Consider the following 22,925-nt stretch of genomic DNA (forward strand, 5'->3'; position numbering starts at 1 on the left):
AGAGGAATCAGGTACCGGGATCGGCGATCGCGGGACATCAGGCGGGCGTCGCGGAAAACTGGGCGTGACCCGCGGTGAGTTCGAGGTAGGCCTGTTCCAGCGAGGCCCGCTCGTCCGCCAGCTCCAGCAGCGGCACCCCGTGGCGGGCCGCGATGGCGCCGAGGCTTTCGGCCCGTATGCCGTCGACGGTCCAGCACCCGTCCTCGGCGGCCAGGAGTCCGAAGCCCTCGCGGGCCAGGGCCTCGCGCAGCCGGTCCGGCTCGGAGGTCCGCAACCGCGCCCGGGGGGAGCTACGGGAGTCGATGAACTCCTTCATGGGGCTGTCGGCGAGCAGCTTGCCCTGCGCGAGCACGATGAGGTGGTCGGCGAACGAGGCGGTCTCGGCCATCAGGTGACTGGAGACGAGGACCGTGCGCCCGTCGGCGGCGAAGCTCCGCATCAGCTCCCGGATCCAGATGATGCCCTCCGGGTCCAGGCCGTTGGTCGGCTCGTCCAGGAGCAGTACCGCGGGGTCCCCGAGCAGTGCCGCGGCTATGCCCAGCCGCTGGCGCATGCCGAGTGAATACGTCTTCACCCGGCGGCGGCCCACCGAGGCGATGCCGCACTGTTCCAGTACCTCGTCCACCCGCCTCGCCGGAATACCGTTGCTGACGGCGAGGGCGAGGAGGTGGTCCCGTGCGGTGCGGCCCCCATGGGCTGCCTGCGGATCGAGCAGGGCGCCCACCTGGTGCAGCGGCTGCCGGAGTTCGGTGAAGCGGGTGCCTGCGATGGTCGCGGCGCCGGATGTCGGCTGGTCGAGCCCGAGGAGCAGGCGCATCGTCGTGGACTTTCCCGCCCCGTTGGGGCCGAGGAAGCCCGTCACACGGCCGGCCAGGACATCGAAGGTGAGGTGGTCCACGACCCGTGTGGTGCCGTAGTCCTTGGTCAGTTCGCGGATCTCGATGCGGTTCATGCCTCAAGACTCGCCGTCGGCCCCCGCCCTCATCCTCCCCCGTGCGTGGGTGCCGTCTCCCCCACGTGGGGGAGACGCCCGGCACCCCGGCGCTGTCACGATGAAGCCATGTACCGACTGCTCCGCGCACCGCTCCAGGCGGTGACGTACTCCCGCTGGCTGCATCTCTGTGTTCCGTTGCTGCTGCTGGCGATCTGGATGTTCATCTCGCCCGACATGCCGTGGGTCCCGTTGCTGATCGTCGTGCCGTTCGGCTTCGTGCCGTGGGTCCGGCTGGCCGAGGGACTGCAGGCCCGGTTCCTGCTGACGCCGGACGAGGGCGACTCGGTGGCCGCCGGCATCACCACGGTCCCGTCGGCGCGTTGGGGCGACCGGTGGCGGACCCTGCTGTGGCTGGAGATACGGCTGGTCGTCGCCGGGGGCGCCATGTTCGCGACCGTCGCCCTGCCGATACTCAGCATCCAGCTCCTGGCGATCGCGGTCGGCCACCCGTCGGGGGCGGAGCAGACGGTGCCGTTCCCCACCCCACCGCGTTGGGCGGCCGCCATGCTGTCACCCCTTCCGTTGGCCCTGCTGATCGTCATCGTGGTGCTGCTCGGCGAGATGATCACTGCGATCGCCCGCCGGCTGCTGGGGCCTTCTGCGGCGGAGCGGGTGTCGGCGCTGGAGGCCAGAACGGAGCAGTTGCTGGAGCGGACCCGGATGGCGCGGGAGCTGCACGACTCGATCGGGCACGCACTGACCGTCGCCGTCATGCAGGCCGGCGCGGCACGGGCCGCCGGGGACCCCGCGTTCACCGAGCGGGCGCTGTGCGCGATCGAGGAGACGGGCCGGGCGGCCCTGGAGGACCTGGAGCGGGTCCTGCTGGTCCTGCGGGAGTCGGCGCAGCCTCCGTCCCAGCGTCCCACCCTGGCCGAGGCGGACCGGCTCCTGGAGTCGGCGCGGGCTTCGGGGGCGGAGGTCGATGTCCAACTGCGAGGCCCGCTCGAAACGTTGCCGGGTCCGGTCACCCGGGAGGGGTACCGGATCCTCCAGGAGGCGCTCACCAATGTGCTGAGGCACTGCGGGCCCGTACCCGTCCGGGTGCGGGTCGAGAGGGGGCCGGACCGGCTCGACCTGGAGGTGTCGAACCCGCTGCCGGACGGGCCGAGCGTCATCACGGGCAACGGCAGCGGCCTGCGAGGGATGCGGGAGCGGGCCGCGCTGCTCGGCGGGGAGGCCGAGACCGGTCCGTACAAGGGGCGTTGGAGGGTGCGCGCCCGGCTTCCGCTGGAGCGAATACCCTGATGGGATGCCGGTTACCGTACTGCTCGTCGATGACGAACCCCTGGTGCGTGCGGGCCTGCGCGCCGTTCTCGAAGCCCAGCCCGACATCGAAGTCGTCGGCGAGGCGGCGGACGGGGCGTCCGTGGTCCCGCTGGTGCGGCAACTGCGTCCGGACGTGGTGGCGATGGACGTGCGGATGCCACTGCTCGACGGCATCGAGGCGACGCGGGCGGTGCTGCGCTCCGTGGAGGCACCACCGAAGATCCTTGTGGTCACCACCTTCGAGAACGACGAGTACGTCTACCAGGCGCTGCGTGCCGGCGCCGACGGGTTCCTGTTGAAGCGAGCCCGGCCGTCGGAGATCGTGCACGCGGTACGGCTCGTCGCGGAAGGGGAGACCCTCCTCTTCCCGGCCGCGGTACGGGCCCTGGCGGCGGAATACGGCAACCGCAAGGCCCGGACGCTGCTGGAGCGGGCCGCGCTCACCGAGCGGGAGGAGGCGGTGCTCCGGCTGATGGCCCGCGGGCTGACCAACGTGGAGATCGCCACCGAACTGATCGTCGGCACGGAGACGGTCAAGTCCCGCGTCAGCGCGATCCTGGCGAAGCTGGGTGCACGTGACCGCACCCAGGCGGTCATCACGGCGTACGAGTCGGGCTTCGTCTCCCCGGCCTGAGACGACCGCGTGGATCCGGCCGATGGGGGGCCGCTTCTCGCCGCCGCACCAGGTGCGCAGTACGATCCGGCTGACAGGGCCGCTAGCTGGGAGGACACACGTTGGGGCAGCTGACCGGCGGGGATCCCTCTCTGCTCCGGCGCATCAATTCGGCCGTGGTGCTGCGCGCCCTGCGGGCGGCCGGATCACCGACCCTCACCGACCTCACCCGGGTGACCGGCCTGTCTCGGCCTACGGTGGAGGGAGTCGTCGAGGGGCTGATCGGGGCCGGGCTCGTCGTCGAGGCCGACGCCGAGGAAGGTGCGCGGCGGCAGGGCCGGCCGGCCAGGAGGTTCCGTTTCCGGGCCGAGGCAGGTCACCTGCTGGGCATCGAGATCGGCTCCCACCGGGTCGCCGTCCTTCTGTCCGGGCTGGACGGGCGGGTGATCGGCGCGGGCACCAAGGACGTCGCCGAGTCGGCTTCGGCCGACGAGCGGCTGGAGCGGGTCCGCGCGGCGGTGGCCGACCTGCTGCGGCGTGCGGGTGTGCCCCGGGACTCACTGAGGGCGGTGGGCGTCGGCAGCCCCGGCATCGTGGAGGCGGACGGCACGGTCCGCCTCGGGACGGCACTGCCCGGCTGGACGGGGCTGCCGCTCGGGGACCGGCTGCGGCGCTCGTTCCGCTGCCCGGTGCAGGTGGAGAACGACGCCAACGCCGCAGCGGTCGCCGAGCACTGGAAGGGCGCCGCACGGGACACCGACGACATGGTCTTCGTGATGGCGGGGCTCAGTCCCGGTGCCGGCTCCCTGATCGGCGGCCGACTGCACCGCGGGTTCGGCGGGGCGGCGGGCGAGATCGGCGCGCTGCACCTGCTGGGACGGGAGGCCACGCCGGAGAGGCTGCTGTCGACCACCGGCGAGCCGCTGCACCCGCTGGACGAGCCGGCGGTCGCGGAGGTCTTCGCGATGGCCAGGCGGGGGGACGAGCGCGCGGTGGCGGCGGTGGAGCGCTTCCTGCAACGGCTGGTGCACGACGTGGCGGCGCTGGTTCTGGCGATGGACCCGGAGCTGGTGGTGGTCGGCGGCTGGGCGGCCGGCATCGACGGGGTCCTCGAACCGCTGCGCCGTGAGCTGGAACGGTATTGCCTGCGCCCGCCGAAGGTGGAGCTGTCGCTGCTCGGTGAGGCGGCGGTGGCCACCGGAGCGCTGCGGCTGGCGCTGGACCACGTGGAGGAAGAGCTGTTCGCGGTGGAGAAGACGGTGACGGCCCGCCGCCGCTGACAGCCGGCGCGACGTCCTGCGGCATGCCCCCACCGCCGCTGCGCACCCGGCCGAACGGTGCCGCTCGCCGCCGTCCGGTCCCGGGTTACACCTTTGCCCCGAGCCGGCATGGGCGGCGACCGCGCGGGCCGCCCAGCGCCGTTGAGGACGTCTCAACCGCCGGGGTTGCGGCGACGTGCCGACGGCGGCGGGGCCTGGCCGCCGGGTGGTCGGGGGCGGGCGGGCCTGGCGTCAGGAGGCGGCGCGGGTTTCCGTGATTTCGACTCCGGCGTCGCCGAAGGTCAGGCGGCAGGTGTCGGCGCGGTACGTGGCCACCGAGACGGCGGCCGTGCCCTCGGCGGTGAAGTAGCGGGTGGTCACCAGCAGCACGGGAGCGCCGGGCAGCCGGTCCAGCTCCTTGGCGTCGTCGGCGCGGGCCGAGCCGAGTTCCACCGAGCGGTCCTGCCCGTCGAGGGTGAGCCGCTGGAGCTCCCGCAGCACCGCCCGGGCCCGCGCGGGACCGGCCGGCGCGTCGATGGCGGAGAGGCCGGGCACGGACCCGGCGGGCACGTACAGCAGCTCGGCCGCCACGACCTGCCCCTGCGTGACGCGGGTCCGGCGCACCGTGTGCACCGGCTGGTCGGCGGCGAAGCCCGGCCCGGCGGCCAGCAGCGTACGGACCGCGGCGGGCGCCACGGCCTCCACCGCGTCCACGTTCTCCCAGCCGTCGGCGCTCTCCCCCGGCCAGCTGGGGCCCGTACTGCCGACGGCGACGCCCACCCGGGGCGGGGCGACGGTGGTGCCCACGCCGCGACGACGCTGCAGGCGGCCTTCCAGCTCCAGTTGCTCCAATGCCTGACGCAGGGTGGCGCGGGCGACTCCGAAGCGGGCGGCGAGCTCGCGCTCGTTGGGCAGGACCTCACCCACGGAGAAGTCCTGGTCCAGCGCCTCGCTGAGAACGGTCTTCAGGTGCCAGTACTTCGGCTCCGGCACCGATTCGAGCTGCGTGGTCCCCACCCTGACTCCTCCTGCAATCGCTGCACGCCGTATTCCAGCGGCAGTTCCGCACCGCAGTTCCGCGCCCTTGTTTATTAAAGGTTCCTGCACTATCCCTGGCGACGATAGGACGGCGCACCACCTTGGTCAAGACCAATGGTCGCTCCCGCCCCGGGCAGATCGGGCGTATGTGGCGCATATGTAGCAAGCCGTTCACAGGATGTTCGCGCGTGACGTCCCCGCCTTCGCGCGGGCGTGAGCGCGAGAGCACGCCGCGGCGCCTTGCCCTCGACATCTACTGAGCGGTAGTCATTACTGACAGCCTGTCTCACACGCGTCCACCCGACGAGGAGCAGCATGACCGCCACGGTCTCCTTCCCCATCGACTCGCCGCACGGCCCGCGCACCGCCACCGTCGCCTACGAACGCAAGGGCGCCGGCGAACCGCTTCTCCTCCTGCACGGCATCGGCCACCACCACCAGGCCTGGAACCCGGTGACCGACGTCCTGGCCGGCGAACACGACGTCATCGCCATCGACCTGCCCGGCTTCGGCCTCTCGGGCCCGCTGCCCCACGGCGTCCCCTACGACCTGGCCACCGTCGCCCCGGCCCTCGGCGCGCTCTGCTCCGCGCTCGGCGTCGAGCGCCCGCACGTCGCGGGGAACTCCCTCGGCGGCCTGCTCGCGCTCGAAATGGCCCGCGGCGGCCTCGTCCGCTCGGTCACGGCCCTGTCCCCCGCCGGTTTCTGGTCGCCGGGCGAGCGCCGCTACGCCTTCACCGCCCTGCGCGCCATGCGCACCGGAGCCAGGGCGCTGCCCCGCCCCGCGCTGGAGCGGCTCTCCCTCACCGCCGCGGGCCGGGCGGCGCTCACCGGCAGCATCTACGCCCGTCCGGCGCGCCGTTCCCCCGAGGCCGTGGTCGCCGAGACGCTGGCGCTGCGCGGGGCCACCGGCTTCGACCAGACGCTGGCGGCGGGCGCCGCCGTCCGCTTCACCGTCGACCTCCCCGGACTGCCCGTCACCATCGCCTGGGGCGACCGCGACCGGCTGCTCCCGCGCCGCCAGGGCATCCGCGCGAAGCAGGCCATCCCGGGTGCCCGCCTGGTCCGGCTCCCCGGCTGCGGCCACGTCCCGATGAACGACGACCCGGCCCTCGTCGCCCGGGTCATCCTCGACACGGCGCGCATCACCTCCCCCGCGCCCGCGCCCGCGGAAGCGGTGATCAGCTGACGGGTGTTCACCCGAGGTTCGCGTGGGCGACGCGGCCGGGCCGGTGTGCGTCGGCACACTGGTCCGGCCCACCCCCCGCCGGTCCCTGGAGACGCACCATGGCACCCACGCCGCACACCCGACGGTCCCTGCTCGGCAGTTCACTCGCCGTCCCGGTCGGCCTCGCCCTGTCCGGCGCGCTCGCCGCACCGGCGTTCGCCGCCACCCGCAAGGCGCCGGCCCTCGCCCTGTCCGGCCGGCCGAGCGCGCTCTGGGGCGCCCAGTCCGGCGAGATCACCGCCCACTCCGCGACGGTCTGGACGCGCTCCGACCGCCCCGCCCGGATGTACGTCGAGACCTCCCCGAGCGACTCGTTCCGCTACGGCGTGCGCCGCCACGAGGGCCCCTTCCTCGGGCCCGGCACCGACTTCACCGGCACCACCTCGCTGCGCGACCTGCCCCCCGGACGCCAGATCCACTACCGCGTGCTGCTCGCCGACCCCGCCGACCCGCGCCGTACGAGCGAACCGGTCCGCGGCACCTTCCGCACCACACCCGTCTCGCGCCGCGACGACGTGCGCTTCCTGTGGTCCGGAGACCTCGCCGGCCAGGGCTGGGGCATCAACCCCGCCCTCGGCGGATACCGGGTCTTCGAGGAGATGCGACTGCGCGACCCGGACTTCTTCCTGTTCAGCGGCGACACGATCTACGCGGACGGCCCGATCCAGGCTTCCGTGGCGCGCCCCGACGGCAGTATGTGGCGCAACGTCACCACCGCGGAGAAGGACAAGGTTGCCGAGACGCTGGCCGAGTTCCGCGGGAACTTCCGCTACAACCTGCTCGATCACAACCTCAGGGAATTCAACGCGCAGGTGCCGGTGCTCGCACAGTGGGACGACCACGAGGTGCGCAACAACTGGTACCCGGGGCAGCTCCTCGAGGACTCCCGCTACACCGTCAAGGACGTCGACACCCTCGCCGCGCGGGCGCGGCAGGCCTTCGGCGAGTACTTCCCCGTCACCGACCTGCGCGGCGGCCGCGCCGAGGGCCGCATGTACCGGGTGATGCGGCACGGCCCGCTGCTCGACGTGTTCGTCCTGGACATGCGCACGTACCGCGACGCCAACTCCCCCGGCACCCAGACCCAGGACCCCGTCGGCATCCTCGGCGCGGAGCAGCTGGCCTGGCTCAAGCGCGAGCTGTCCCGCTCCCGCGCCACCTGGAAGGTCATCGCCGCCGACATGCCGCTGGGCATCGTCGTCCCGGACGGCGCCGCGAACTTCGAGGCGGTCGCGCAGGGCGACCCGGGCGCACCGCTCGGGCGTGAGCTCCAGATCGCCGAACTCCTGCGCCACATCAAGCACCAGCGCATCACCGGCACCCTGTGGCTCACCGCCGACGTCCACTACACGGCCGCGAACCACTACGCGCCGGAGCGGGCCGCCTTCACCGACTTCGCGCCGTTCTGGGAGTTCGTCTCCGGACCCATCGGCGCGGGCGGCTTCCCGGCCGGCCGGCTCGACGCCACCTTCGGCCCGCGAACGGCGTACGTACAGTCCGCGCCGATCGCCAACATGTCGCCGGCGGAGAACCCCCCGTACTACGGAGAGGTGTCGATCGACGGCGGCAGCGGCGAGCTCACCGTCCGGTTGCGCCGCCAGGGGGGCGGCGTACTCTTCACCACGACGCTCCAGCCGGGGCGCGTGGGACAGTCGTAACGGCTCCCGGCCACGACGGTCGCAGCGACTCGCGCGCACGACGGTCGCAGTGTCCCGGGCCCGGGGTGGTGGCAGTTCCCAGGCCCAGGAGGTCGCAGCGGCCCCCCTCCGCCCCGGCCCGGGAAACCGGCCCGAACCGGGCAGCTCACCCGAACCGGCTGAACCGGCCAAGAGGGCCATGACGGCCAGACCCACCAGATCCACGCTTAACCAGTCGGTCACAGATCGTTCGCGATCACGCAACACCCCTGCGCCACAGTGGTGTGCATGACTGACCGTAACCCCGACTCCGCCCAGCGTCCCCACCGCCACCACTGGCGCCGTGACGTCGTCGAACTCGCCGCCCTGTTCTGCGCCGTCGCGGTCGCCGACGGCATCGCCAATCTCGTCGCCCACGGCCCCGGGGGCCCCGCCCTGCTGGTGATCTCGGCCGTCGCACTGCTGGTCACGACGGCGTTCCACACCTGGTGGGCACGCCGCCACAGCCACGCGCCGCCGCCGGGCCCGGCGCACCCCGATCCGGGCGGCCGGGCCGCCGCGCGCACCGCCCCGACGGCCACCACGTCCGCATCCGCCCTGTGGCGGATGCGGACGACGGTGCGGGACGAGCCCGGCAGCCTGGCCGCGCTCTGCTCGGCCCTCGCCCGCAACGGCGTGGACATCCTGACCCTCCAGACCCACCCGCTGCCCGAAGGCGGCACCGTCGACGAGTTCCTGCTCCGCGCCCCGCAGGAGCTGCCCTCCGCCGACCTGACCCGGGCCATCTCCGGCGCGGGCGGCCGCAGCACCTGGATCGAGCGCGCCGACGCCCACGACCTGGTGGACACCCCGACCCGGGTACTGGGCCTCGCCACCCGCACCGCCCTGGACGCCGCCGAACTCCCCTTGGCCCTGCGCCAGCTGCTCGGCCGCTGCACCATCCACTCCATCCCCGCGACCACCCTCTCCGGGCGCCCCAACGCGGGCGCCGACGCCCCGGTCGAGGGGGTCCTGGAGGCGACGGTGATGCGGCTGCGCGACCCGTCGGGCGGCGCCATCACCGTCGAACGCCCCTACCTCCCCTTCACCCCCACCGAGTTCGCCCGCGCCCGGGCCCTGGTCGAACTCGACGCCCGCCTGGGCCCGCGCGTCCCGCGCAACCAGCACGTACTGACGCTGCCCGAGGGCAACGAGATCACCGTGCGCCGCGCCGACGGCTCCGACCGGGCCGCCGCCCGCGCCATGCACGACCGCTGCTCCGAGCGGACGCTGGGCCTGCGCTACCACGGCCCGGTCGCCGACGCCGACCGCTACCTCGGACACCTGCTGAGCCCCCGCTTCGGCCGCACCCTCGCCGCCACCACCGCGTCGGGCAAGCTCGTCGCCCTCGGACACCTGCTGTGGGACGGTGACGAGACCGAGGTGGCGCTGCTCATCGAGGACGACTGGCAGCGCCGCGGCATCGGCTCCGAGCTGCTGCGCCGCCTCATCGCGATGGCCGTCGAAGCCGGCTGCGACAGCGTGTACGCCGTCACCCAGGCCTCCAACACCGGCATGGTCGCCGCGATGCGCGGCCTCGGCCTTCCCCTCGACTACCAGATCGAGGAGGGCACTCTGGTGATCACGGCCCGGCTGGGCGCGACACCGGTCACCTCCCGGCTCCCGTACGAAGTCCCGCGCGAGCGGCCCGCGTACGGGATGCGCCACCAGGGCTGAGCGGCGGCGCGGCACCGCGTGGAAGGCGGACCCCGGCACCCCGGGGCCGCCTTCCCGCGTAAGCAGGCCCAGAGCGAACGCTGATGACGCGGGGAGGTTCCCCGTACGAAGATGGCCGCATGTCAGACACCCTCCACAGTGACAGCGCCACCAGGCTTCCCCGCCAGGTCGCAGACGCCTACGTAGACGACCTGATCGCCATCAACCCGGTCATCGGCACCTACCTCGGTGTCACCGCCAGCTCCGGCGAGCTCCCCGACTACTCCCCGGCCGGCCGCGCGGCCGTCGCCGACCTCGCCCGGGCCACCCTCGCGCGGCTCGACGCCGCCGAGCGGGTGCCCGGTGCGGACTCCGAGGCCGAGCGGCGCTGCGGCCGGCTGCTGCGCGAGCGCCTGACGGCGGAGATCGCCGTATACGAGGCCCACGAGGACCTGCGCACGGTCAGCAACATCCATTCCCCGGCGCACGAGGTCCGCGAGGTCTTCACCCTGACCCCGGCCGAGACCGAGGAGGACTGGGCCGCGATCGCCCAGCGGCTGCGCGCGGTTCCCGAGGCCTTCGCCGGCTACCGCGAAAGCCTGGCGCTCGGCCTGGAGCGCGGCCTGTACGCCGGCCCCCGCGCCACCGCCACCTTCGTCGGCCAGCTCACCACCTGGGCGGGCCAGGACACCGACGGCGAGCGGGACTTCTTCGGCGCATTCGTCACCGACGGTCCCGAGAGCCGGCGCGCCGAGCTGGACAAGGCCGCGGCCGGGGCCACCGCCGCCGTCGTGGAGCTGCGCGACTGGATGCGCGACGTGTACGCCCCCGCCGTCGAAGGCCGCCCGGACACCGTGGGCCGCGAGCGCTACGCCCGCTGGGCGCGGTACTTCAACGGCACGGACCTGGACCTCGACGAGGCCTACGCGTACGGCTGGGCGGAGTTCCACCGCCTGCTGGCCGAGATGAAGGCGGAAGCGGCCAAGATCCTTCCGGGCGCCGGCCCCTGGGAGGCCCTCAAGCACCTCGACGAGCACGGCACCCGCATCGAGGGCGTCGAGGAGGTGCAGGCCTGGCTCCAGGGCCTCATGGACGAGGCCATCGAGAACCTCGACGGCACGCACTTCGAACTCGCCGAGCGGGTCAAGAAGGTGGAGTCCATGATCGCCCCGTCGGGTGGCGCGGCGGCTCCGTACTACACCAGCCCGTCCGAGGACTTCTCGCGCCCGGGGCGCACTTGGCTGCCGACCATGGGCCAGACCCGCTTCCCGGTGTACGACCTGGTCTCCACCTGGTACCACGAGGGGGTTCCGGGCCACCACCTCCAGCTCGCGCAGTGGACGCACGTGGCGGACCGGCTCTCCCGCTACCAGGCGAGCGTCGGTATGGTCAGCGCGAACTGCGAGGGCTGGGCCCTGTACGCGGAGCGGCTGATGGACGAACTCGGCTACCTGCGGGACGCCGAGCAGCGGCTGGGCTACCTGGACTGCCAGATGATGCGCGCCGCCCGCGTCATCGTGGACATCGGCATGCACCTGGGCCTGGAGATCCCGGCGGACTCGCCGTTCCACCCCGGCGAGCGCTGGACGGTGGAGCTGGCGCAGGAGTTCTTCGGCCTGCACAGCGGCCGGCCGGCGGACTTCATCGAGAGCGAGGTGACGCGCTACCTGTCGATGCCGGGACAGGCGATCGGCTACAAGCTGGGCGAGCGTGCCTGGCTGCTGGGCCGGGACAACGCGCGCGCCGCGCACGGCGACTCCTTCGACCTGAAGGCGTGGCACATGGCGGCGCTGTCCCAGGGCTCGCTCGGGCTGGACGCGCTGGTGGACGAGCTGTCGAGGCTCTGACCGGAGCCGGCCCGTCAAGACGGGCCGCTCGCCTCCCCCGTGGGGCGAGCGGCCCGCTATTCCGGCCCGTCCGGCCACCGCTCCGGCCCGTTCCGGCCACCGCTCCGGCCCGTTCCGGCCACCGCTCCGGCCCGCCCGCCCGCGGGTTCCAGCCGGGACGGCGGTTTCAGCAGCCGCAGTCGTCGGAGTCGGTCGGGGCGGTCAGCGGGTCGGCCTCGGCTCGCTGCTCGCTGCCCTGCCAGGTCTCGACCTCGAAGCCCTCGCGGATCCAGTACTCGATCCCGCCGAGCATCTCCTTGACCCGGAAGCCCAGTTCGGCGAGGGCCAGGGCGGAACGGGTCGCACCGTTGCAGCCGGGGCCCCAGCAGTACGTCACCACCGGAATGTCCTTGTCCAGGAGCCGCTCGGCCTGCTCGGGGATGAGCGCGGTGGGCAGGTGGATCGCGCCCGGCACGTGGGCCTGGTCCCAGGAGGGCGTGGAGCGAGAGTCGATGAGCTGGAAACCGAGTTCGGCCCCCTGCTCCCGGTGGGCCTTGAAGGCGGCAGCGACGTCGGACACGTCCGCGTGGAAGGCGAGGCTCGCCGCGAAGTAGGCGGCCGCCGCGGCCGGACTGGCCGGCGGTACCCGGAGCACGGGGTTGGCGGGGGCGGCAGGGGCAGTAGTGGCTGCGGTCGCGGTGGCTTGGGCCTGAATCGTCGTCATGGCTCAGAATCTACGAGCCGTCCGACGGCCCCGGAAGCACAATTCCGCGGCCTTCCCCGTGTTCCACCGGGGAATCCCCTGCTATACACGCAGCATGAGCGACTATTCCCCCGACGCCACCGACTGGCGGATCTTGCAGGCCCTCCAGGCCGACGGCCGCGCCAGCTTCGCCGATCTGGCCCGTACCGTCTCGATGTCCGCCAGCGCCGTCACCGAACGCGTGCGGCGGCTGGAGGAGGCCGGCGTCATCACGGGCTACACCGCCGTGGTGGACCCGGAGAAGCTCGGAAAGTCGATCCTCGCGCTGACCCGGCTGCGCTACCCGCACGGCAACTACAAGCCGTTCCACGACCTCTTGGAGGCGACCCCCGAGATCCTGGAGGCGCACCACGTGACGGGCGACGACTGCTTCGTCCTCAAGGTCGCGGCACGCTCGATGTCGCACCTGGAGGAGGTCACCGGCCGGATCTCCGGCCTCGGCCCGGTCACCACCAGCATCGTCTACTCCTCCCCGCTCCCCCGCAGGCCGCTGAGTCCGTGAGCCGCGCTCAGCGCACAGCGGGCAGCGGGCAGCGGGCAGCGGTTCAGCCCGCCGGACTCCCCATCCGGTGGCGCACCACCGAGCCGCCGCGCTGCTTGACGATCTCCAGCTGGGCCTGGACCCGGGTCCGCAGGTCGGCGACGTGGCTCACGATGCCGACGCTGCGGTCCCGTTCCCGCAGCGAGTCCAGCACGTCGAGCACCTCGTCCAGTGCCTGGTCGTCGAGGCTGCCGAAGCCCTCGTCGATGAAGAGGGTGTCCAGGCGCATGCCGCCCGCCTCGTCGGTCACCACGTCGGCCAGCCCCAGCGCGAGGGCGAGCGAAGCGAAGAAGGTCTCGCCGCCGGACAGGGTGGCGGTGTCCCGCTCGCTGCCCGTCCACGCGTCCACGACGTGCAGCCCGAGGCCCGAGCGGCCCCGTCCGCCGGACCGCGCGTCGGAGTGGACCAGGGTGTAGCGGCCTCCGGACATGCGCAGCAGCCGTACCGTCGCGGCGGCGGCGACCTGCTCCAGGCGCGCGGCCAGTACGTACGACTCCAGTCGCATCTTGCGCTCGTTGTCGGCGGAGGTACCCGCGGTGAGGCCGGCCAGCCGGGCCACCCGGTCGTACTCCTCTCGCAACGGGCCCAGGGCCCGCAGTTCCTGCTCCGCCCGCTGCGAGAGCCGGTCCAGTTCGGCGCAGCTCACGCGGGCGGCGTCGACGGCCGAGCCCGCTTCCCTCAGTTTCGCCGCCGCCGCGGCCGCGTACTGCTCGGCGCCCTGCGGGTCGGCGGGCGGCAGCGCGGCCGCCGCCGTGGCGTCGTGCTCGGCGCGCCGGTCGGCCAGCATGGCTTCCTCGGCCTGCCAGGCGTCCAACCGGTGCTGGAGGGCGGTGCGTTCGTACTCCGGCAGCACCGCGTCGGCCGCCGCGCCGGTGGTGTCGAACCCCGCCTTGAACGCGGCGTCGGCCAGCTGGTCGTCGGCCTCCTTGAGCCGGGCGGCGGTGGCGTCGGCGCGCCGCAGCGCGGCGGCGGCCGCGGTGACGATCCGGACCCGGTCCTCCAGCACCCTGGCGCGGGCCGCCACACTGGGCGCGTCGCCCCGTACGAGGGTCAGCTCGGCCTCCAGCGCTGCCTGTTCGCGGTCCAGGGCCTCCCGCCGCGAGGCCCTGGCGGCGGCCCGGCGTTCGGCGTCGAGCCGGTCGGCGCTGCGCGCGGCGTACTCGCGCTCGGCGCGGGCCAGGCGCTCCCGGGCGGTGTGCAGCCCCGCCGCGTCCGCGTGGGCGGCGGCGTGACGGGCACTCAGGTCGCAGGTGAGCGCGAGGAGTTCGGCCGTGGTGGCGTCCCCGGCGGCGGACGCTGCTTCGGCCTCGGCCTCCCGGAGCGCGGCCAGTTTCCGTTCGGCGGCGCCGCGCCGCTCCTCGGCCTGCTCGAAGCGGGCGTGGGCGGCGTCTTCGGCGGCCCGGTCGACGTGTCCGGGGGCCGGACGCGCGGGGAGCGGGTGCTCCGCCGACCCGCACACCTTGCAGGGCTCCCCCGCCACCAGGGCGGCGGCCAGTTCGGCGGCGATCCCGCTGAGCCGGGCCTCCTTCAGCTCCAGCCAGTCCTCCCGCGCGGCGGTGGACTCCTCACGCAGCCGCAGCAGGGCCGCGTCGGCGACCTCGGCCTCGGCGGCCAGGGCGTCGCGCCGCCGGGCGGCGTTCAGGTGCAGCCGGGCGGGCTCCAGCCGGGCCGCGAGCTGCTCGGCGAGGGTGGCGGCCTGCTGGGCGGCTTCCACGTGACCCGCCAGCTCGGCGCGGGTGCCCTCCCAGCGGGCGAGCCACTCGGCGGACTCCTGGCGCTGCTCCTCGTCGTCGCGGGACTCGCGCTCCAGCGTGGCCCGCTCGCGGCCGATGGCGGCGCTGCGCTGCTCGGCGCGCCGGGCGGCTCCGACCGCGCCGAGTTCCTCCCGCAGCCGCTGCTCGGTGGCGGCGAGCTGCTCGGCTCCGGCTTCGGCGAGGGCGGGCGGGAGTTCGGCGAGGGCGAGCGTCTGGGCGTGGGTGGCAGTCAGGTGCGCGGCGGCGGCGGCCCCGCGCAGTTCCAGGGCCGGGGCCACGAGGGCGCCCCGGCGGGCCCGGTCGAGCAGGGCGCGCACCCGCTCCCGTTCGGGCGCGGCGGCTTCGAGCAGGGCGACCCGGCGGGCGGTCTCCGCGTGGCGGCGCTGCAACCGGTCGAGTTCCCGCGCCTCCTCGGCGGCCCGCCGGGCGGCCGCGTACCGGCTCTCCACGGCGGCCAGCGCGTACTCGGCGACGGTGAGCCGCTCCCGGGCGGCGCAGCGTGCCACCGCCGCCCAGGCGCGGACGGCCTCGGCGAGTCCGGGCTCGCCCGGCTGGTGGCGGGGCAGCGGCCAGGCGCGCAGGTCGGCGCTGTCGCCCGCGGCCTGGGCGATGCGCTGGGCGACACCGAGCACCTTCTCGTCGCCGGCGCGTACCTTGGCCTCGGCCTCCCGGCGCCGCTCGGCCAGCAGGGTCTCCACGGCGGCGAAGCGGCGGGTGTCGAAGAGCCGCCCGAGGAGCCGGCCGCGGGCTTCGGCGCCGGCGCGCAGGAACTGGGCGAACTCGCCCTGCGGCAACAGCACGACCTGGCAGAACTGTTCGCGGCTCATGCCGAGCAGCTGCTCGATCTCCTCGCCGATCTCCTGGTGGGAGCGGCTGAGGCCCTGCCAGGCGCCGTCGACGCGTTCGCGCAGCCGGCTCTGTGCGCGGTCCTTGGTGGTGCCGCTGCCGCGCTTCTTGGGCCGCTCCTGCTCGGGCCGCCGGGTGATCTCCAGGCGGCGTCCGCCGGCGGTGAGTTCGAGGGTGACCTCGGTCGCGGTGTCGGGGGCGGCGTGGTCGCTGCGCAGGCTGGTGAGGTGGGGGAGGCGGGAGCCGGGCACGGCCCCGTAGAGCGCGAAGCAGACGGCGTCGAGCACGGAGGTCTTGCCCGCGCCGGTGGGCCCGTGGAGCAGGAAGATCCCGGCACCGGAGAGGGCGTCGAAGTCGATCTCCTGGGGCTCGGCGAACGGCCCGAAGGCGGTGACCTTGAGCCGGTGCAGCCTCATCGCGGGGTCTCCTGGCTCACGGCCCGGGTGCGCACGTCGTCGAAGGCGCCCCGCAGCACGGCCCGTTCGGCGTCGTCGGCGTGGCCGCCGCCGCGGACGTGCGCGACGAAGTCCTCGGCGATCTCCTGGTCGCTGCGGCCCCTCAGGCGCTGCGCGTAGGAGGCGGCGCCGTCCTCCTCGCGGCCCTCGGGGTCGAAGGCGAGGCTGAGGACGTGCGGGAAGCGGGCGGCGAGGCGGGTCATGGGGTCCTGGGGGCGGACGGGATCGGTGAGGGTCGCTTCGATCCAGCGGTCCTCGTGGGCGTCGAGGGCCGGGTCCTCCAGCAGTTCCTCCAGCCGGCCGCGCAGGCGCCCGAGGGCGCGCGGTACGGGGGTGTCGATCCGCTCGCCGGTGACGAGTTCCCCGGCCGCCCCGAGTTCGATCAGCCACATCGACTTGCGGTGGTCGGCCTCGGAGAAGGAGTAGGCGAGCGGGGAACCCGAGTACCGCACCCGTTCGTTGATCTTCTGGCAGCCGTGGAGGTGGCCGAGGGCGGCGTAGTCGATCCCGTCGAAGACGGCCGCGGGCACGGCTTCCACTCCGCCGACGGTGATGTCGCGCTCGCTGTCGCTGGCCTGTCCGCCGGTGACGAAGGCGTGGGCGAGGACGACGGAGCGGGTCCCGGGGGCCCGGCCCGCGAGGTCGGCGCGCACCCGGTCCATGGCGGCGCCGAGCACCGCCTCGTGGCTGACCTTCGTCGCGCCGAGGGCCTCCTTCACCAGGGCCGGCTCCAGATAGGGCAACCCGTACAACGCCACGTCCCCGTGTACGTCGGCCAGCACCACGGGGTCCGAGCAGCCGGCGGGATCGGTCCTCAGGAATATCCCGGCCCCCTCGATCAACCCGGCCCCGACCCCCAGACGGCGGGCGGAGTCGTGGTTCCCGGAGATCATCACCGTGGGCACGCCGAGGGCGGCGAGCCGGTGCAGGGCCCGGTCGTACAGCTCGACGGCGGGCAGCGGGGGCACGGCCCGGTCGTAGACGTCCCCGGCGACGAGGACGGCGTCGACCCGGTGCTCCTCGACGGTCGTGACGAGGTGGTCGATGAAGGCGGCCTGGGCTCCGAGCATGTTGACGCGGTGGAAGGACCGTCCGAGGTGCCAGTCGGAGGTGTGCAGAAACTTCACTCGCCGGCCTCGCCGCGCATGCCCGTCCCCCTGGTCGTCCTCCGGCCCACTGCCCCCACTACGCTAACCCGTCGCCGGGGCCGCCACGGCCGCTCCGGCGAGACCGGGCGTGCGGCTCAGGGCGCGTACGTCTCTCCGCCCAGGGTGAGGGTGGCGCTGCCGGCGGTGCTGTCGGCCAGCCAGGCCTCGAAGGCGGGGAGGTCGGCTTCCGGGAGGGCGACCTCGATCTCCACGTCGGTGCCGTAGCGCAGGTCGACGACGGTCCGGCCGGTGGAGCGCAGGTCGTTCTGGGTCTTGCCGGCCCGCTGGTGGTCGACGGTGACGGTGGCCAGCCGGTAGCGGCGTCGGGTGACGGTGCCGAGCGCGTCGAGCGCTTCGCCGACGACCCCTCCGTAGGCCCTGATGAGCCCGCCCGCACCCAGCTTGACGCCGCCGTAGTAGCGGGTGACGACGGCGACCGCGTACCGGACGTCGCGCCGCGTCAGCATCTGGAGCATGGGCACCCCGGCGGTGCCGCCGGGCTCGCCGTCGTCACTGGCCTTCTGGACCGAGGCGTCGGCGCCGATCACGTAGGCGAAGCAGTTGTGGGTGGCGGCGGGGTGCTCCTTGCGGACGCGCGCGATGAACTCCTGCGCCTCCTGTTCCGTCGCGGCCGGCGCGAGCGAGCACAGGAACCGTGAGCGGTTGATCTCCGCCTCGTGCACGCCCTCCCGGGCCACCGTCACGTACTGGTCTGCCTTCACCGCTCCACCCTAAGCGGTGGCCGGGAACCGGCCGACCAGTCGGCCGCCGGGCAGCAGGACGGCCGAAATGCGCCCGCCATTCGGGCGATCTACGGTGAACGCATCCGGCCCTCTCGAATGCGGGAAGGGGAAATCCATGTTTTTGCTTCCCGGCAAGGACAGGACGCGCGGCGGAACGTGGCGGCGGCGGCTCCTCATGGCCGCGCCGGCGGCCCTACTGGCTTCCCAGGCACTGGTGCCGGTCGGCGGTTCCGTTCCGGGTCTGGCACAGGCCCGCGCCGTCGAGGGCGCCGCCGTCCCGGCCCCCGTGACGGTCCCGGCCGCCGTGACGGTTCCGGCCCGGCCCGACTACCAGCGGCTCGCCCTCGACACCTTCGACGAGGTGACACGAGGGGACTTCACCGCCGTCTCGGCCCGTTTCGACGAGGCCCTTCGCGGACAGGCCACTCCGGAATTCCTCGCGAAGTCCTGGAACGACTACCAAAAGGCGTTCGGTCGCTTCGAGTCGCACGGGGACCCGAAACAGGTCGCGTCGGGCAATGGGAACGTGGTCGACGTCCCGCTGCACATGGCGAAGCGGCCCGGGGATTTCCGCGTCACCTTCAATACCGAGGGACAGATCGTGGGCCTGTTCTTCCTGCGCACGGGAGTTCCGGTCCCCTGAGGGCCGTCCCGCAGGCCGGGGAATCGGCCACGCGCCCTCCCTGTTGATCCCCGTGCGGGCCGGTACGAGCCGGTCCGGCGAGCGTCAGGAGGCGGTGCGCGTGTACGGCGACCAGGAGACCATCCGCAGGATCCTCACCGAAGCCGGTGACACCTGGGCCGTGGTGGGGCTGTCCACCAACGAGCGGCGGGCGGCGTACGGGGTGGCGCGGGTGCTGCAGAGGTTCGGGAAGCGGGTGGTTCCCGTACATCCCAAGGCGGAGACGGTGCACGGCGAGCCGGGGTACGCGTCGCTGTCGGACATCCCGTTCGAGGTGGACGTGGTCGACGTCTTCGTCAACAGCTCCCTCGCCGGCGCGGTCGCCGACGAGGCGGTGGCCATCGGCGCGAACGCGGTCTGGTTCCAGCTCGGGGTGATCGACGAGGCGGCCTGGACGCGGACGCGCGAGGCGGGTCTGCTGATGGTGATGGACCGCTGCCCCGCCATCGAGATCCCCGTCCTGTAGCGACGGCCCTCAGTGGGCGGGCGCCGGCTCGTGCCCGCTGACCGGCGGGATCGAGACCGCCATCGTCATCTCCATCGGCTCGGCGCCGTCGTTGCGGTACTCGTGCGGGACGTTCGCCTCGAAGGAGACCGCCCCGCCCTGCGGCACCTCGTAGGGTTCGCCGTCCACGGTGAGGGTGAGCCGTCCGGCCGTCACGTGCAGCATCTCCAGGGTCCCCGCCGGGTGCGGGTCCGACGCCGTGCCCTCGCCGGGCTCCAGCCGGTACGCCCACACCTCCAGCGGGCCGCGCCGGTCGTCGCCGAGCAGCATGGTCGCGCCGCTGCCGCCGGCCGTGGACCACATCCGCACTCCCTGGCCGGGCTCCACCAGGTGCACCCGCGGGCCGCGGTCGCGGTCCAGCAGGGTGGTGATGCTGACGCCGAGGGCGTCGGCCAGCTTGACGGTGGTGCCGACGCTGGGGTTCGTCCGGGCCTGCTCGATCTGGATGATCATTCCGCGGCTCACCCCCGCCCGCGCGGCCAGCGCTTCGAGGGTGAAACCCCGTTCACCGCGCCAGCGCCGGAGGTTGCGGCCGAGCGCCTGCGTGAGCTGTTCCAGGTCCGACACCATTCCCCCAGCTTCGGCGTCCAACAAATGTGGCGTCCAATATTTTGGATGACGCAGTCCAGCAGACTGAACTACGGTGTGGTGTACTCGACGCTGCACTCCACCGTTCAAGACACTGTACTGCGAGGTCTCCGCATGACCGTCATCTTCGCCCTGGCGACAGCCCTGCTGTGGGGCCTCGCCGATTTCGGCGGCGGGCTGCTGACGCGCCGCATACCGGCGCTGACGGTGGTGGTGGTCTCGCAGGTGGTCGCCGTCGTGGTGCTCGGCTGCGTGGTCCTCGCCACCGACGCCTGGCAGGAGACGGGGCCGCAGCTGTGGTTCGCGGTCGCCGCCGGGCTCGTCGGCCCGGTCGCGATGCTCAGCTTCTACAAGGCGCTGGCCCTCGGGCCGATGGGCGTGGTCTCCCCGCTCGGCTCGCTGGGCGTGGTCGTCCCCGTCGGGGCCGGGCTGGCTCTGGGCGAGCGCCCGGGCCCCGGCCAGTTCGCCGGGATCGCGGTGGCCGTCGTGGGCATCATCCTGGCCGGCGGCCCGGAACTGCGCGGGGCGCCGGTCCAGCGCCGGGCCGTCCTGCTGACCCTGCTCGCGGCCTTCGGCTTCGGCGCGGTGATGGCCCTGATCGCGGAGGCCTCCCACACCGTCACCGGGCTCTTCCTGGCCCTGTTCGTGCAGCGCGTGACCAATGTGGCCGCGGGCGGCACCGCCCTGTGGGTGCAGGTGCGCCGGGGAACGCCCGCCCTGCCGCAGGGCAGCGGCGCGCGGCTCCTGTGGGGCCTCCTGCCGGCGCTGGCCTTCGTGGGCCTCGCGGACGTCGCGGCGAACGGCACGTACTCCGTCGCCGCGCAGAGCGGCCCGGTCACGGTGGCCGCCGTGCTCTCCTCGCTCTACCCGGTGGTCACCGCGTTCGCCGCCTTCGCCGTCCTCAAGGAACGCCTGCGTCCGGTCCAGGCCGCCGGAGCGGGCCTCGCGCTCGCGGGCACCGTCCTGCTCGCCGCCGGGTAAGGCCTGTCCCGTCGTCCGCGGCGGGTCGGCGCGCGGCGTCACATGCGGTGCGTCGCAAGGCGGAAGGCCGTCCTCCTACCGGGTATATGCGGGGGATTCCGACAACGCGGCGAGGCGCCGTAGCCGGCGCCGCGCGCCCGCCGGGGGTTACGGGACTGACCTCAGGCCCGGTCCGGGCTGAGCCGCCCCGCCTCCGCCTCGGCCGCCGCCAGGGCGGCGAGACCGCGCAGTTGCTCCGGTGTGATGCCGTCGGCGATCGGTACCGGCGCCGGGGTGCGCAGCGGCGGCTGCCATCCCGTCTCGGGCTCCCACCGCCGCACGATGCGCGCCGGGGCCCCGGCCACCACCGCGTGGTCGGGCACCTCGCCCCGCACGACGGCTCCCGCCGCGACGACGACGTTGCGGCCCAGCCGCGCGCCCGGCAGGATCACGGCCCCGGTGCCCAGCCAGCAGCCGGGGCCGATCTCCACCGGCGAGCTGCGGGGCCACTGCCGGCCGACCGGCTCGTGCGGGTCGTCGTAACTGTGGTTGGTGGAGGTGATGTACACGCCCGGCCCGCAGAAGGTGTCGTCGCCGATGCTGATCCGGGTGTCGGCTATCACGTGGCTGCCACGGCCGAGGACCACCCCGTTGCCGAGCACGAGCACCGGGTCCGGGCCGAGGTCCAGGTCGGGCATCATCCCGGCCGTCAGGGTCACCTGCTCGGCGATGATGCAGTGTTCGCCGAGGCGGATCCACTGCTCCCCGAAGACGGTGCCCTGCGGGAAGGCGAGCCGGGTCCCCTCGCCGATGGCGCCGAAGCGCAGCCGCCCGGGCGTCCCGGCGGTCACGGCGCCGGCCTGTTGCATCCAGCGCCACCCGGCCTGGACGGCGCGGTTGGCCACGCGGCGGCGCAGGGATGAGAACGTGTTCTGGTTCTTCGGCACCGGGCAACCGTAGCGTGCCGCGCGCCGGAACCGCGCCGTGATCTTCACCCCATCACCGCAGGCTCCGGGCGGGTGTCCTACCGTGCTCTGAGCGCGGCACCGGTGGAGAACAGAGAACGAGGGACAGAACATGACACAGCAGGCGGCCCGGGCACTCGTGGGGGGCGTGGGCGGTAAGCAGCCGGTCGTCGACCCGTCGGCCTTCACCGCGCCGACCTCCGTGGTGGTGGGCGACGTCACCCTCGGCGCCCGCTCCAGCGTCTGGTACTCGGCGGTGCTGCGCGCCGACTGCGGTCCGATCACGCTGGGCGCCGACAGCAACGTGCAGGACAACTGCACCCTCCACGTCGACCCCGGGTTCCCGGTCACCATCGGGGAGCGCGTCTCCATCGGGCACAACGCCGTCGTGCACGGATGCACCGTCGAGGACGACTGCCTGATCGGCATGGGCGCGACCGTGCTGAACGGCGCGGTGATCGGCGCCGGTTCGCTGGTGGCGGCCCAGGCGCTGGTCCCGCAGGGCATGGTGGTCCCGCCCGGCTCGCTCGTCGCGGGGGTTCCCGCCAAGGTGCGGCGGGAGCTGACGGAGGAGGAGCGCGAGGGCATCCGGGTCAACGCCCTGATGTACACCGGGCTCGCCGACCAGCACCGCGCCTCGGTGGGCCCGAAGGAGTAGCGAGGCGCACCGACCACCGGCGCCGGACCGGCCCGGCCGGCTCGTCGCCGGTCTCAGTCCGAGACCGCCGCCGGCGCCGGAGCGGCCGCGGGCTCGTTCTCGGCCTCGCGGGCCGCGGCCGCCGCCTTGCGCATCCGCACGCGCAGCACCAGGGTCACCGCGAGGCCGATCAGCAGGGCCGCCACCAGCGCCAGCCAGGAGAACCGCTTGAGCCACGGCTCGGCGACGATCCCGACGGTGTAGATGACGGCGGTCGTACCGCCGGCCCAGAGGATCCCGCCGAGCACGTTGGCGATCAGGAACTTCCAGTACGGCATGCGCAGCACGCCCGCCAGCGGTCCGGCGAAGATCCGCAGCAGGGCCACGAACCGCCCGAAGAAGACGGCCCACATGCCCCACTTCTCGAAGGAGCGTTCCGCCAGGGCCACGTGCTGCGGTCCGAAGTGCTTGGGGAAGCGCCGGCCGAGCCGCTCCAGCAGCGGCTTGCCGCCCCGCCGCCCGATCGCGTAGCCGATGGAGTCGCCGACGATGGCGCCCGCGATGGCGCACAGCCCCAGCACCACCGGGTCGATGTGCCCCTGCTGCGACGCCAGCAGGGCGGCGCTGACCAGGATGACCTCACCGGGCAGTGGAACGCCCAGGCTCTCCAGCCCGATGACCAGCCCCACCAGGAGATAGACGCTGACCGCCGGGATCGTCTCCAGCCATTCCTGGATGTGCACCGGTACGTCCTCCAGAGTCGTCTCCGGCGCGCCCCCTGTG

21 protein-coding genes are annotated in these 22,925 nt (G+C 73.7%); 12 read left to right on the plus strand and 9 right to left on the minus strand.

Going from position 1 to position 22,925, the window contains the following annotated elements:
* Window positions 1–37 precede the first annotated feature (37 nt).
* Window positions 38–952 (minus strand): ABC transporter ATP-binding protein, encoded by a 915-nt coding sequence (locus ACIA6C_RS28575; protein WP_399280139.1) that lies wholly within the window; start codon window positions 950–952, stop codon window positions 38–40.
* A 108-nt stretch (window positions 953–1,060) separates the two neighbouring features.
* On the opposite strand from ACIA6C_RS28575, the gene ACIA6C_RS28580 reads away from it, so the two are divergent.
* The 3 genes from ACIA6C_RS28580 to ACIA6C_RS28590 all read left to right on the plus strand — a co-directional run bounded on the left by ACIA6C_RS28580 (window position 1,061) and on the right by ACIA6C_RS28590 (window position 4,153).
* Entirely contained in the window at window positions 1,061–2,239 is a 1,179-nt protein-coding gene (locus tag ACIA6C_RS28580) for a sensor histidine kinase (protein ID WP_399280141.1), read from the plus strand.
* 4 nt (window positions 2,240–2,243) lie between these two features.
* A complete protein-coding gene (locus ACIA6C_RS28585; RefSeq protein ID WP_399280143.1) occupies window positions 2,244–2,894 on the plus strand; it encodes a response regulator in 651 nt (216 codons plus the stop codon).
* Window positions 2,895–2,995: 101 nt separating this feature from the next.
* On the plus strand, window positions 2,996–4,153 hold the full coding sequence (locus ACIA6C_RS28590; RefSeq protein ID WP_366080693.1) for an ROK family transcriptional regulator: 1,158 nt from the start codon (window positions 2,996–2,998) through the stop codon (window positions 4,151–4,153).
* A 231-nt stretch (window positions 4,154–4,384) separates the two neighbouring features.
* On the opposite strand, the gene ACIA6C_RS28595 is transcribed toward ACIA6C_RS28590, so the two are convergent.
* A complete protein-coding gene (locus tag ACIA6C_RS28595; protein WP_399280145.1) occupies window positions 4,385–5,149 on the minus strand; it encodes a GntR family transcriptional regulator in 765 nt (254 codons plus the stop codon).
* 336 nt (window positions 5,150–5,485) lie between these two features.
* On the opposite strand from ACIA6C_RS28595, the gene ACIA6C_RS28600 reads away from it, so the two are divergent.
* The 4 genes from ACIA6C_RS28600 (at window position 5,486) to ACIA6C_RS28615 (ending at window position 11,576) form a co-directional block, all read left to right on the plus strand.
* Complete coding sequence (locus ACIA6C_RS28600; protein ID WP_399280147.1) at window positions 5,486–6,358, plus strand: alpha/beta fold hydrolase; 873 nt, start codon at window positions 5,486–5,488, stop codon at window positions 6,356–6,358.
* 98 nt (window positions 6,359–6,456) lie between these two features.
* Entirely contained in the window at window positions 6,457–8,055 is a 1,599-nt protein-coding gene (locus ACIA6C_RS28605) for an alkaline phosphatase D family protein (protein WP_399280149.1), read from the plus strand.
* Window positions 8,056–8,322: 267 nt separating this feature from the next.
* On the plus strand, window positions 8,323–9,750 hold the full coding sequence (locus tag ACIA6C_RS28610; protein WP_399280151.1) for a GNAT family N-acetyltransferase: 1,428 nt from the start codon (window positions 8,323–8,325) through the stop codon (window positions 9,748–9,750).
* Between the two features lie 119 nt (window positions 9,751–9,869).
* Window positions 9,870–11,576 carry a DUF885 domain-containing protein gene (locus ACIA6C_RS28615; protein WP_399280153.1) on the plus strand — a complete coding sequence of 569 codons (1,707 nt, stop codon included), beginning with the start codon at window positions 9,870–9,872 and terminating at the stop codon, window positions 11,574–11,576.
* A gap of 166 nt (window positions 11,577–11,742) precedes the next feature.
* Here the strand turns inward: ACIA6C_RS28615 and ACIA6C_RS28620 are convergent, their stop codons facing one another.
* On the minus strand, window positions 11,743–12,279 hold the full coding sequence (locus ACIA6C_RS28620; RefSeq protein ID WP_399280155.1) for a rhodanese-like domain-containing protein: 537 nt from the start codon (window positions 12,277–12,279) through the stop codon (window positions 11,743–11,745).
* A gap of 94 nt (window positions 12,280–12,373) precedes the next feature.
* Here ACIA6C_RS28620 and ACIA6C_RS28625 point away from each other — a divergent pair, with 94 nt between their 5' ends.
* A complete protein-coding gene (locus ACIA6C_RS28625) occupies window positions 12,374–12,820 on the plus strand; it encodes an Lrp/AsnC family transcriptional regulator (RefSeq protein WP_399280157.1) in 447 nt (148 codons plus the stop codon).
* Window positions 12,821–12,863: 43 nt separating this feature from the next.
* Here ACIA6C_RS28625 and ACIA6C_RS28630 read toward each other — a convergent pair whose 3' ends face one another.
* The 3 genes from ACIA6C_RS28630 to ACIA6C_RS28640 all read right to left on the minus strand — a co-directional run bounded on the left by ACIA6C_RS28630 (window position 12,864) and on the right by ACIA6C_RS28640 (window position 17,784).
* Window positions 12,864–15,875 (minus strand): AAA family ATPase, encoded by a 3,012-nt coding sequence (locus ACIA6C_RS28630; protein ID WP_399280158.1) that lies wholly within the window; start codon window positions 15,873–15,875, stop codon window positions 12,864–12,866.
* A complete protein-coding gene (locus ACIA6C_RS28635) occupies window positions 15,872–17,041 on the minus strand; it encodes an exonuclease SbcCD subunit D (protein WP_399280160.1) in 1,170 nt (389 codons plus the stop codon). Before ACIA6C_RS28635 ends, ACIA6C_RS28630 begins: the two co-directional genes overlap by 4 nt.
* A gap of 116 nt (window positions 17,042–17,157) precedes the next feature.
* Complete coding sequence (locus ACIA6C_RS28640; protein WP_399280162.1) at window positions 17,158–17,784, minus strand: YigZ family protein; 627 nt, start codon at window positions 17,782–17,784, stop codon at window positions 17,158–17,160.
* Between the two features lie 136 nt (window positions 17,785–17,920).
* Between ACIA6C_RS28640 and ACIA6C_RS28645 the strand changes: the two genes are divergently transcribed.
* Both ACIA6C_RS28645 and ACIA6C_RS28650 read left to right on the plus strand, forming a co-directional pair.
* Window positions 17,921–18,448, plus strand: a complete 528-nt coding sequence (locus ACIA6C_RS28645) for a DUF3887 domain-containing protein (protein WP_399280164.1) — start codon at window positions 17,921–17,923, stop codon at window positions 18,446–18,448.
* A gap of 100 nt (window positions 18,449–18,548) precedes the next feature.
* Window positions 18,549–18,953, plus strand: a complete 405-nt coding sequence (locus ACIA6C_RS28650) for a CoA-binding protein (protein WP_399280166.1) — start codon at window positions 18,549–18,551, stop codon at window positions 18,951–18,953.
* Between the two features lie 9 nt (window positions 18,954–18,962).
* Here the strand turns inward: ACIA6C_RS28650 and ACIA6C_RS28655 are convergent, their stop codons facing one another.
* A complete protein-coding gene (locus ACIA6C_RS28655) occupies window positions 18,963–19,559 on the minus strand; it encodes an XRE family transcriptional regulator (RefSeq protein WP_399280234.1) in 597 nt (198 codons plus the stop codon).
* A gap of 135 nt (window positions 19,560–19,694) precedes the next feature.
* On the opposite strand from ACIA6C_RS28655, the gene ACIA6C_RS28660 reads away from it, so the two are divergent.
* Window positions 19,695–20,561 carry an EamA family transporter gene (locus tag ACIA6C_RS28660; protein ID WP_399280168.1) on the plus strand — a complete coding sequence of 289 codons (867 nt, stop codon included), beginning with the start codon at window positions 19,695–19,697 and terminating at the stop codon, window positions 20,559–20,561.
* Window positions 20,562–20,722: 161 nt separating this feature from the next.
* Here ACIA6C_RS28660 and ACIA6C_RS28665 read toward each other — a convergent pair whose 3' ends face one another.
* Window positions 20,723–21,487: an acyltransferase gene (locus ACIA6C_RS28665; RefSeq protein ID WP_399280170.1), complete on the minus strand. Its 765-nt coding sequence runs from the start codon at window positions 21,485–21,487 to the stop codon at window positions 20,723–20,725.
* Between the two features lie 130 nt (window positions 21,488–21,617).
* On the opposite strand from ACIA6C_RS28665, the gene ACIA6C_RS28670 reads away from it, so the two are divergent.
* Window positions 21,618–22,163, plus strand: a complete 546-nt coding sequence (locus ACIA6C_RS28670) for a gamma carbonic anhydrase family protein (RefSeq protein ID WP_399280172.1) — start codon at window positions 21,618–21,620, stop codon at window positions 22,161–22,163.
* 53 nt (window positions 22,164–22,216) lie between these two features.
* On the opposite strand, the gene ACIA6C_RS28675 is transcribed toward ACIA6C_RS28670, so the two are convergent.
* Window positions 22,217–22,885, minus strand: coding sequence for a DedA family protein (locus ACIA6C_RS28675; RefSeq protein WP_399280174.1), 669 nt, complete (start codon window positions 22,883–22,885; stop codon window positions 22,217–22,219).
* Window positions 22,886–22,925: the final 40 nt, after the last annotated feature.

The organism is Streptomyces sp. NPDC051578, from assembly GCF_044454045.1.
Classification (GTDB): Bacteria; Actinomycetota; Actinomycetes; order Streptomycetales; family Streptomycetaceae; genus Streptomyces.